Consider the following 11068-nt stretch of genomic DNA (forward strand, 5'->3'; position numbering starts at 1 on the left):
CTAAATATTTGGTCAGCATGACATACTGGGAAGATCGGTCAAATGATCATTGAGGATCAAGTAAAATGGTGACTCAACCGTTGCTATTTTAAGCAGATTGAGTCAGATGGGCTGAATAGTTACGATAAAAGAAACATTCTGGTTATCGTCTGCGGTGGCGTTGGTGTTACAACAGCTCAAATTGATGATTGGTATCATTCACTTTCTTCGACATAAAAAAAGCTGCCATTCGGCAGCTTTTTCATATCAGCTCTAATAATTATTTATAGAGCGTCAGCGTTTTCGCTTAGGTAGTTTGCAACGCCAGCTGGATCAGCTTGCATGCCTTTTTCACCTTTGTTCCATCCTGCTGGACATACTTCACCGTGCTCTTCGTGGAACTGAAGTGCGTCAATCATACGTAGCATTTCGTCAACGTTACGGCCTAATGGAAGATCGTTAACTACTTGGTGACGTACTTGGCCGTCTTTGTCTACAAGGAAAGAACCACGGAAAGCAACACCAGCTTCTGGATGCTCAACGTCATACGCCTGACAGATTTCGTGCTTAACGTCAGCAACTAGGGTGTACTTAACTGGACCAATACCACCTTCGTTTACTGGAGTGTTACGCCATGCGTTGTGAGTGAATTGAGAATCGATAGAAACACCGATAACTTCAACACCACGCTTAGTGAACTCTTCCATTCTGTGATCGAATGCGATCAACTCAGATGGACAAACAAAAGTAAAGTCTAGAGGATAGAAAAAGATAACCGCTGGTTTACCTTTAATTGCATCTTCTAGGTTAAAGCTATCAACGATTTCACCAGAACCCAAAACAGCCGCAGCCGTGAAATTAGGAGCCTTGCGGCCTACTAATACACCCATTTTTGATCTCCATCTTTTATGAGGAAAAATAAATTACTGACCCGAAAATTGAATCCATATGACTCACATATTTCATCACTTCCATGATCAGCATCAATAAATCTATTGGCATTATAAGATGTGAATCACGGCTGACAAGCCATTTCCTTCTAAACAGGTCAACTTTTCTTAGTTTCGACATCAACACTCTAAAATTTCAACAAAATTCGCACTTTACACACACACAAAACAAGGGCATAAATAGAGTCCTTCATAAAAATAACTAAAAGGTAGAGGCATGAATTCTGTTGTCATCGCAGTCAGCTTGATGATGTTGTTAAGTCTATTTCGAATTAATGTAGTGATATCTCTAACCGTAAGCAGCCTAGTCGCAGGTTTATTAGGCGGAATGGATTTAAAAGCTACAGTCGATGCTTTTAATAATGGCTTAGGTGGTGGTGCTGAGATAGCACTGAGTTATGCACTATTAGGCGCATTTGCAGTTGCACTTTCCCATTCAGGTTTAGCAGATTGGTTGTCACAATCTATCATTAAAAAGCTGGGTAAAACTCCTGATAACAATAATGTAAAAATCGTAAAATGGAGTATGTTAATTGCCGTTTTAGCTATGGCTATTAGCTCACAGAACATTCTTCCAATTCATATTGCTTTCATCCCAATTATGATCCCTCCGTTATTAGGCTTGATGAATAAATTCAAGCTAGACAGAAGGCTGATTGCTTGCATATTAACTTTTGGTTTAGTAACTACATATATGATCCTACCTATCGGTTTTGGTGGCATATTCCTTGACAGCATTTTGCTGGCAAATTTAAACAATAACGGCTTAAGTGTGGTCAAAGGTCAAGTACCATCTGCAATGTTGATCCCTGCAATTGGTATGATAGTTGGTCTACTCATAGCAGTATTTATTAGCTATAGAAAGCCGAGAGAATACCAAGTCCAAGATACTGAAACGTCCGAAATACAAACCATGAATAAAGCTGATTTAGTGATAGCTGTTTTAGCTATTGCTTCGATGTTATCTGTTCAGCTATACACTGGCTCAATGATTTTTGGAGCGCTAATTGGCTTTATAGTTTTCAGTTTTTCTGGTGCAATTCGTAATGTAAATGACCAAGATATCTTTAACCAAGGTGTGAGAATGATGGCAGCCATCGGCTTTATCATGATCTCAGCCTCTGGTTTTGCTGCTGTGATAAAACAAACTGGTGAGGTCGCTTCATTAGTCACTTCTATCGAGGCCTTAATTGGAAATAGTAAGGCATTAGCGGCATTTTTGATGTTGATTGTAGGGCTATTTATCACAATGGGGATCGGTTCTTCTTTCTCAACAGTACCGATTATTGCCGCGATTTATGTCCCACTGGCGATTCAGTTTGGATTCTCTCCTGCAGCAACTATCGCCCTTGTAGGTACAGCTGGCGCTTTAGGTGATGCTGGTTCACCGGCATCTGATTCAACACTCGGCCCTACTGCTGGTCTAAATGCCGATGGTCAGCATGATCATATGCGAGACAGCGTAATCCCAACGTTTATTCATTACAACATTCCGTTATTGGTGTTTGGCTGGGTAGCAGCAATGACTCTGTAGTTTCTTTAAAACTTCTTCAAAGTTTTTTAAGTCGTGGTACTGCGTACCACACCCCAAAAAGGTGAAAACACCAGCTTTTCCCCTTTTGAATCCCCTGAACCGCCCAAACAAAGCTAAACCTTTCCAATGGGATTGAATAAATGCCTAACACCTCTGATGGTACATCTGATAGGCAGGACGCCTGAATGTCGTGAAGCACATGGATGTGCGAGAACGACCATGTACCTCAGAGCCTAGCCCGAAATCCATTTCGGGCATACGCCATTTTTTCATTCAATCACATTGGAAACAGCTTTGAGGGGGATCATCGTAGCCTGCAGGGTTATTTGGTGTATTCTTAACCAGCTTTTGCCCCTAAATGAGCTAGATAGTGGTTGTGTATCAGAGGTCATAATATATTGACGGTTAGTGTTTATGACTATCCAAGCACCGATGGTTTTAGTTGGATTTGCGGTTGCACTAGTTGAAGTCAAAGTGGCTAGCAGGATTAAGGGCATTACTTCAGATTGAAATTGTTATTAGTACCAAAGACAAAATCTGCAGCCTGTGCTGCACCCTTGGTGCTGTATGTGGCTAATGTGGGTTCGCCTTGATACCAAACAGTTAAAATAGAATACCAACCTTTATGCAACTCTTGATTCAATATTGATAAATCATGTGGGTCATCAGAAAACCAAATGCCATTACTGCACGAAAGACTATAATTTGTTTTTGAATCAAAACGGGGTGATGCGCCATTTTCATGCAAATTAAGACTTATCCATCTGTTCACTGTTATCCACTTACACGTTTTAGCGATTCGGGTATTGCTCATAGCACAATGTTGATGATTAGTATTACAACTAAAAGAAAATTGATTAGACGATGTATTAAGTGGTGAAGAAAAGGCCGTGATTTTCCCATTATCAGTTATCACTACCCAATCACCGAAATGATGAACATCATCGGCCATAGCTGGTGCGGTAAGTGCTGCTAATAATAATAAAGTTTTCATTTTGGGTTACTCCGCTTGTGTTTCGGTTTGTGGCTGCGGCTCTGGTAGCGGCCGCGGTGACATTTCAACATCGTATCTTGCTTTGATGTTTTGATTTCTTTTATAAATGTGGATACCACCACCGATAACAATAACGCCACCGATAACGCCCCTGCAATTGCTCAAGCGTTAATATCGTTAATGGCATCTTGAACCGTTATTGAGGGCTCAGGTAATGGTGGTTTAGTGGCCTGTGATGAGAGAGTTTATTGGCGACTCAACACTGTACGCGGGCTGACTCCAAAATGCCCCAATCTTCACAGCCTTACATCTTCCCCAAACTGAACGAGTTGCTGTTGGAGTCTGGCGATAAGTTGTTCTTGCTCAGTGTTACGTTGACGCTCTGCAAGCAACATGGTTTGTAGAGTTTTAATGTCGTAGGGTAACTCGTGAGCACTTAATTTCATGACTTAAATTTACCATAAAACCAAGCACTCACTTAGTTCAATAGGTGCTCAACAATAACCTATGATCATAAGGAGCTAAGCGGTATACATACCATCACAATGTATGGCTTGATGACCTATGGTGGAAAAGCCATCAAGTAAACGATTAAGCTCCTCTTCTGTAATCTCAAGTTGAGAAGCTGTATGATTTACTGGCCATTTAAACTTCTCTTTCGCTAATTGTTTGTACGAAAGTACAAATCCGGTTTTATCCCAGTAGAGCAATTTAAGTTTGTTTCTTGCTTTATTGGTAAATAAGAACAAAGCGCCACAGAACGGAGATAGGTTCATTTGTGCATCTACAATCTGGCTAAGCCCATTAATGGCGTTACGAAAATAGACTGGCTTTCGGTAAAGGTAGATAGCAGGTTGCTCTGCAAACATTTTCACTGATTAACCTCCTTAATAAAGCAGGCCAGCCATTGAGGAGAAATGGATGCTGGAATAGTCAGTTTGAGTGTAGATAATGTTAGTTCAATAGTAGGCTCTGAACTTGAGGACACATTTGATTGAATCACAATAAACTCACTTTGAAAAATTTGGGCGTGGGTGTTGCTTGGGATTTCCTGCGCTAATTGCACTTTAGATTTAAGACGAGCTTTGGCTTTATGAAAACTTTGCTCAGATAAAGTATGTCGTTGGCAAAAGCGCTTAATCGATAAACCAAAGCCTTGCTGAATTTGGATGATACGTTCCCACTCTTCTAACTTTCTAGATATGTCTAGCATTTGAGTTTCCAGATATAAATACACGGTAACTCAGTTTGAAGGCATTTCAATAATTGAACAGGCGCGGTTTAGCGGACGCTTACAGAGCCGTTAGCCATTTATTCAATTATCACCGGAACGATTAGCTTCATGAGGCGGCACGTGGAGATACAAGAAGGGGGAATGCTGATGTTCCCCCTCTTGTGCGGTGTGGTACGCAGTACCACGATTTTTAAAACTTCTTTGAAGTTTTACTCTTACTTAGTCCCAAAAATCTTATCACCAGCATCACCTAGACCCGGTAAGATATACCCTTTTTCGTTTAAGCACTTATCAATAGACGCTGTGTACAGCTCTACGTCTGGATGTGCTTTTTCTAATGCTTCCAATCCTTCTGGAGCCGCAACTAAAACTAATGCCTTAATGTGCTTACAACCGCGCTCTTTCAATAGATCAAGGGTCGCAATTAAAGAACCGCCGGTGGCTAGCATAGGATCAACAACAAGTGCTAAACGCTCATCAATTTCACTGGCTAATTTTTCAAAGTATGGAACTGGCTCTAGCGTTTCTTCATCACGGTAAATACCTACAACCGAGATGCGAGCACTAGGCATGTGTTCAAGTACGCCATCCATCATGCCTAATCCTGCACGAAGGATTGGTACTACAGTTACCTTTTTACCTTTAATTTGATCAACTTCAACAGGACCATTCCAACCGTCGATAGTAACGCGTTCAGTTTCAAGATCAGCTGTTGCTTCATAAGTTAATAGGCTACCTACCTCTGCCGCTAACTCGCGAAAACGCTTAGTGCTAATGTCACCTTCACGCATTAATCCGATTTTGTGGCGTACTAACGGATGCTTCACTTCTACGACTTTCATAGCCTACTCCTGATTATTTTTGTCATTAAAGTCATTGTGACCAACTTCACAATGACTACCAAAAGGCAAATTGGCTGAATACTAATGGATTTGATCACTGAATAAAATAGAAAGCGTATTAAAAACAGTAAAATGTGATCAACATCCACAAGTCAAAGTATGATGGTATAAAAAATCATCGAGAACAGTGTGTTCTGAACAAGCATCTGGCTTCACGCCCTGCTAACAAACTGTTAAAATACGCCGCAAAATAATACCTCTACTCAAAGTGTAAGTTTCATGGACATTTCTGTGAATGGCGACAGGAACAAGTTTGTAATAAGACAACCGTCCTATACAGGATGTATAGGTCGTCAGTACATGGATGTACGTTTCTGTTGTCGTCTGCAAACTTGTTCTCCGCACAACACTTCAAGTAAACCCTACAACGACGTACCCAATGAGGAACTCCTGTGACCGCTCCTACCTCTCTAAGCTATAAAGACGCTGGTGTTGATATTGATGCTGGTAATGCTTTGGTTGATAACATTAAATCTGCTGTTAAACGCACTCATCGCCCTGAGGTTTTGGGTAACCTAGGTGGATTTGGTGCTTTATGTGAACTACCGACCAAATATAAGCAACCTGTTTTGGTTTCTGGCACTGACGGTGTAGGTACAAAGTTACGTTTAGCCATTGACTACCAAAAGCACGATTCTGTCGGTATCGATTTAGTCGCTATGTGCGTGAATGACTTAATCGTTCAAGGTGCAGAACCTTTATTCTTCTTGGATTATTACGCTACAGGCAAATTAGACGTAAACACTGCAACTTCTGTAGTTAATGGCATTGCCGAGGGCTGTCATCAGTCTGGTTGTGCGCTTATTGGCGGTGAAACCGCTGAAATGCCAGGGATGTATGAAGGTGAAGATTACGACTTAGCTGGTTTCTGCGTTGGCGTAGTAGAAAAAGAAGAAATCATCGACGGTAGCCAAGTAAAAGGTGGCGATGCGTTAATCGCGCTTGCTTCTAGTGGCCCTCACTCTAATGGCTACTCTCTTATCCGCAAAGTATTGGAAGTGTCTGGCGCAGATCCAAAACAAGAACTAGGTGGTAAGCCACTTATTGATCACCTGCTTGAACCAACTCGCATTTACATCAAACCATTACTTAAATTAATTGAAGCTTCTGAAGTGCACGCAATGTCTCACATCACTGGTGGCGGTTTCTGGGAAAACATTCCTCGTGTTCTTCCTGCGGATTGTAAAGCGGTAATTGATGATAAATCTTGGGAATGGCCAGTGGTTTTTGATTGGTTAAAAGACAACGGCAACATCAGTGAATTTGAAATGTACCGCACTTTCAACTGTGGTGTCGGTATGATTGTTGCGCTACCTGCTGAAAAAGTCGACGAAGCGCTAACTTTATTGAATTCAGAAGGTGAAAACGCTTGGTTAATTGGTACTATTGCAGCACGTAATGGTGACGAAGAACAAGTGGAAATCCGTTAATGGACTCAGAGCAAAAAAACTGTCGAATTTTAGTACTTATTTCTGGCAGTGGTAGTAATTTACAAGCCATCATTGATAGCTGTGATGACCACCTTCATGGCGAAGTCGTGGGTGTGATCAGTAACAAACCTGATGCTTATGGCTTAATCCGTGCCCATAATCACGAAATTGATACCAGTTGCGTTATTGCTCGTAAGGGAGAAGAGCGCAATGAATATGATGCACGTTTAAAAGTAGCTATTGACCGTTATCAACCAGACTTAATTGTTCTGGCAGGTTTTATGCGCATTTTGACTCCTGAATTGGTGAACGCTTATCTTGGTAAAATGGTGAATATTCACCCTTCACTTTTACCTAAATACCCGGGGCTGGATACTCACCAACGTGCAATAGATGCAGGTGATAATGAACATGGTGCAAGCGTACATTTTGTTATCCCAGAACTTGATGCTGGTCCAATTGCACTACAAGCAAAGGTTCCTGTTTACCGAGAAGATACGGCTGAGGATCTTGCTCAACGAGTACACCAACAAGAGCACGCGATTTATCCAATGGTTGTAAAGTGGATTTGCCAGAAGCGCTTAATCATGAAAAACGGCCAATGTTATTTAGATGGTGAATCATTAGGTGAACAGGGACACGCACCAGATTAAGCATTGTTTTCATCATTAAAATTAGAGGCTTAGGCCTCTTTTTTTTATGCCAAAGATATTCTTAGAATTAACTTAATTTAACGGATTCCTGTCGAAAAATAAGCTATTTTTTAAACAAGGAAACTAAGTTAATTTAAACACATACCTATGTTCAGTGCATTTTGTACAGTCCCTCGTGAGGATGCAGGTTATGCCAATGATCCCTGGCGTAAACATCCTCCAACAAGCTTACATTACAATAAGGACGATTTTGTATCTGTCGACCTAGATGGTTTTGTTGGTATTGAACTAATATCAACGCCAACTGATCCAAGGGTTCAAACTCATTGGAAACAAATTGAGCATTTTTTTGAATCCTCAAATGATAAAAAAACAGCTCGAGATTTATATTTTCAACTCGCCTCCGTTGAAATTGAAGATCGTAAAAAGCCCAAACTATTTGAAGAGCTAAAAACACTATCCTCACAAGAGTACCGCTCAAAGTTTAAGCAAGATTTAAAGGTTGAACAATTCGGTGAAAGCATGCGTTACTCTATCTGCGGGCTAGGTTTTTCAATAAGAAAATTCTCTGTAGACCCAAAAAACCTTGAAGCTCAATTGCAAGAGGACATTAATAATAGAATTGGCAATAAGGCACAAAAAAACAGTGAAAAGCAGATTGCTAAACCTTCTCAATATGACTCTGATAGGGATCGATACGAGTTAACAACTCACACTATAGGGACTAAAGTGACGCAAGAGGTTACTGAAGTTCAAGATTTTTTTTATAATGAAACGGATGCTTTAGAAGCCACTCTAACTCAAGCACTTCATGGTACAGTGTGTAGCATTCTTACCATCGAATGGTGTCCTGAATATTTATTTGAATGTCCTGGAAGATGTCGAATGAATTATGAATATAAACGTTTAATCCCCGGAGATTCAACATCAACACTCATAGTTGAAGTTGAAAGTTATAAAGACTTTTGCTTCCATTCCCATCAAGAAAAAAAGAATTTTCTTGGATTGGGCAGTGAAGATCGATCATTTAAATCATTGCAAGTACTAGTGACATTGCATTTTAATAAAGACCAAATAGTCGTAGAAGAAGCCGTGGTTAACTGTGGTGAAAACTTAATGCCAGAGCAAATCACTCATATTCTCCCTCAAGAACATAGCTAATACCAATTTGCGTTCAAATATGATTTACTCAGAGTGGTGCCAGCAATCGATTGATTTTATATAGTAAAAATAATAAACCGTCTATACTCGTGATACTTGAAGATGCAACTTTCAGGGCTTATTCAGCGTTGCATTATTCGAGGCGTGAAAGTGCAGAACTAGCGGGCTAATTTAAGCTTTCACAACAAAGAAAAATCAACGCTGAAAAGCCCACGCAGTGCGAGTTTAATTGCCATTTATACTGCGTTACTTAACCTTGAAATAGAATAACTATTCCTACGGATAAGTGCCTTGCCTAAATGGCAATTGATTCTCGCTGAAATCCTGCATCTTCAGGTATCACGAGTATGTTTACAGTTGCCGTAGATACTCCATAAATGAACTTAAATTAATTGGTGAAACTCACTCTAAAAGACTAATTTGGGCTTTATCTAATATCCAAATTTATGCAATATTCATTATGCTTAATATGTATTGCACCACTCTTGCAAATCCTTGCTGTACTAGTAAACCAAGGAATCAAAAATTCAATGACAACCCAGAAGATTTTGTTTCTCTTGATCATGAAGGTTATGTTGGAATAAAACAAATTGCTAGCTCCAGTGAGCCAACGGTAAAACTCAACTGGAAGAATATTGAGCACTTTTTCACAACCGAAAAAAAGAGCGCTCGTGACTTATACTTTCAACTAGCTTCAGTTGAAATAGAAGACAGAGAAAAACCCAAGCTTTTTAAAGAATTAAAAACGCTTGCTGACACTGCATACCGCCATGAATTCAAACAAAAAGCCAAAACAGGACAATACGGTGATTGTAATGCTTATGCTGTCGGCGAGCTAAGTTTTTCGATACAGAACTACGATATAGATCCAAAAACACTTGAACAACGATTGCAAAAGAATATTGATAAAGATGTTAGAGATGAGCTTGTTAGAAGCACAGATCCCAATGAAAGTCTTAAGTATAAGCCGTCACTCTACGAAGTAGACGCTGAAAGATACCTGCTTACAACACACATTATTGAAAAAAATGTTGTCGAAGAGTTTTCTGAAGTTCAAGCTTTCTTAAATAATGAACGTTCTGCAGTAGAGTCTACGCTTAGCCAAAGGTTACAAGGAACTATATATGATATGTTACTCAAAACAGGCTGTGAAATTCGAATATTGCGCTGTCCTGGTCGCTGTAAATTAACATATAAATACTCTCGTTTAATCCCTGAAGACACATCATCGCCACTCAAAATCAAAGTTGAATCTTATAAAGATTTTTGCTTTTCTACTCACGAACAAAGAAAAGAGTATCTAGAGGTACCTTCTGAACAGCTTTCGGTCAAATCCATGCAAATATTGTTGACGATGGAGTTTAGAGGCCAAAAAATTACGGTAACTGAAGTAGCTGTGAAATTAGGTAATTATTTAGACTCACACCAACTCATTCATATTTTCCCTCAAACTGAATAAACTAAATTAGTGTATTGTAGCTTTTGATGATTTCATCAGCACTCGCTTCGATTAAATCTAGCACCAGCTCAAATCCATCTTCTACTCCATAATATGGATCTGGTACTTCCTGATAATTGCTACTTGAAAATGACAGCATCAATTTCAATTTATGACGATACTTGATTGGGCAAATCATTTGTAAATCTTTTAAGTTGGCATTATCAGCGGCCAGAATCAAATCAAAATCAGCAAAATCTTTGGCTACCACTTGCCTAGAGGTTATCCCTGCAAAATCGTAACCCCGATGCTCTCCAGCGAAACGAGAGCGAGGATCTGGTAATTTACCTTGATGAAAGCCAATGGTTCCAGCGCTATCTAATTTAATGTCAATGCCAGCCTGTTGAAACTTATGTCTAAAAACGGCTTCCGCTGTAGGAGAGCGGCATATATTACCCATACATACAAATAAAATTGACTTAGTTTTCATAATCGTAATAAATTTTTCTTTTGCAAAACCTTAACTGTAAATTGATTGGGATTCAATAAAGGAGCTCTTCCATAGACCACTAACTAGAAACTATGGAAGATCGAAGGGAAAGATTGGGGTAACTATTCAGCCTACTGAACAAAAATATCTGGCAAATGCCCACTGAACAACAAGTACAGCGCTGTTGAAGCTGTTATATTTTGCTTTCTGCAACTCGAAACGTAACTGCGTATGGCACAGAAGTTTTCAGCACCTTCTATGCTCCTAAAGCAACCTGATATTTTCTGATGAACTTTGGTCATC

At 39.8% G+C, this 11068-nt stretch carries 13 protein-coding genes and 1 pseudogene; 5 read left to right on the forward strand and 9 right to left on the reverse strand.

Annotated features, from left to right (window positions below; all coding sequences use genetic code 11):
* Window positions 1–263 precede the first annotated feature (263 nt).
* Complete coding sequence (locus tag D5018_RS19095; protein ID WP_121840582.1) at window positions 264–869, reverse strand: peroxiredoxin; 606 nt, start codon at window positions 867–869, stop codon at window positions 264–266.
* Between the two features lie 277 nt (window positions 870–1146).
* Here D5018_RS19095 and D5018_RS19100 point away from each other — a divergent pair, with 277 nt between their 5' ends.
* Window positions 1147–2463, forward strand: a complete 1317-nt coding sequence (locus D5018_RS19100) for a Na+/H+ antiporter family protein (RefSeq protein ID WP_121840583.1) — start codon at window positions 1147–1149, stop codon at window positions 2461–2463.
* A 496-nt stretch (window positions 2464–2959) separates the two neighbouring features.
* Here D5018_RS19100 and D5018_RS19110 read toward each other — a convergent pair whose 3' ends face one another.
* The 6 genes from D5018_RS19110 to upp form a co-directional block, all read right to left on the reverse strand.
* A complete protein-coding gene (locus D5018_RS19110; protein ID WP_121840585.1) occupies window positions 2960–3457 on the reverse strand; it encodes a hypothetical protein in 498 nt (165 codons plus the stop codon).
* 6 nt (window positions 3458–3463) lie between these two features.
* Window positions 3464–3622, reverse strand: coding sequence for a hypothetical protein (locus tag D5018_RS21770; protein WP_165905114.1), 159 nt, complete (start codon window positions 3620–3622; stop codon window positions 3464–3466).
* 131 nt (window positions 3623–3753) lie between these two features.
* Entirely contained in the window at window positions 3754–3903 is a 150-nt protein-coding gene (locus D5018_RS21775; protein ID WP_165905115.1) for a hypothetical protein, read from the reverse strand.
* Between the two features lie 75 nt (window positions 3904–3978).
* Entirely contained in the window at window positions 3979–4326 is a 348-nt protein-coding gene (gene tnpB / locus D5018_RS19115) for an IS66 family insertion sequence element accessory protein TnpB (RefSeq protein WP_121840586.1), read from the reverse strand.
* Between the two features lie 2 nt (window positions 4327–4328).
* Window positions 4329–4670 (reverse strand): IS66 family insertion sequence element accessory protein TnpA, encoded by a 342-nt coding sequence (tnpA, locus tag D5018_RS19120; RefSeq protein ID WP_121840587.1) that lies wholly within the window; start codon window positions 4668–4670, stop codon window positions 4329–4331.
* A 236-nt stretch (window positions 4671–4906) separates the two neighbouring features.
* Complete coding sequence (gene upp / locus D5018_RS19125) at window positions 4907–5533, reverse strand: uracil phosphoribosyltransferase (RefSeq protein ID WP_121840588.1); 627 nt, start codon at window positions 5531–5533, stop codon at window positions 4907–4909.
* A 452-nt stretch (window positions 5534–5985) separates the two neighbouring features.
* On the opposite strand from upp, the gene purM reads away from it, so the two are divergent.
* From purM to D5018_RS19145, 4 genes are all read left to right on the forward strand, one after another.
* Window positions 5986–7023, forward strand: coding sequence for a phosphoribosylformylglycinamidine cyclo-ligase (gene purM, locus D5018_RS19130; protein ID WP_121840589.1), 1038 nt, complete (start codon window positions 5986–5988; stop codon window positions 7021–7023).
* The gene (gene purN, locus D5018_RS19135) at window positions 7023–7676 is read left to right on the forward strand and encodes a phosphoribosylglycinamide formyltransferase (protein ID WP_121840590.1); all 654 of its coding nucleotides are present in this window, start codon (window positions 7023–7025) and stop codon (window positions 7674–7676) included. The genes purM and purN overlap by 1 nt, the downstream gene beginning before the upstream one ends.
* 147 nt (window positions 7677–7823) lie before the next feature.
* The gene (locus D5018_RS19140; RefSeq protein ID WP_121840591.1) at window positions 7824–8837 is read left to right on the forward strand and encodes a hypothetical protein; all 1014 of its coding nucleotides are present in this window, start codon (window positions 7824–7826) and stop codon (window positions 8835–8837) included.
* A 460-nt stretch (window positions 8838–9297) separates the two neighbouring features.
* The gene (locus D5018_RS19145) at window positions 9298–10296 is read left to right on the forward strand and encodes a hypothetical protein (RefSeq protein WP_121840592.1); all 999 of its coding nucleotides are present in this window, start codon (window positions 9298–9300) and stop codon (window positions 10294–10296) included.
* 1 nt (window position 10297) lies between these two features.
* On the opposite strand, the gene D5018_RS19150 is transcribed toward D5018_RS19145, so the two are convergent.
* Together D5018_RS19150 and D5018_RS22195 are read right to left on the reverse strand one after the other, a co-directional pair.
* Complete coding sequence (locus D5018_RS19150; RefSeq protein ID WP_121840593.1) at window positions 10298–10765, reverse strand: low molecular weight protein-tyrosine-phosphatase; 468 nt, start codon at window positions 10763–10765, stop codon at window positions 10298–10300.
* 131 nt (window positions 10766–10896) lie between these two features.
* Window positions 10897–11068 (reverse strand): annotated as a pseudogene (locus D5018_RS22195) (IS66 family transposase); the annotation flags it as partial.

This window comes from Parashewanella curva, assembly GCF_003675895.1.
Lineage (GTDB): Bacteria > Pseudomonadota > Gammaproteobacteria > Enterobacterales > Shewanellaceae > Parashewanella > Parashewanella curva.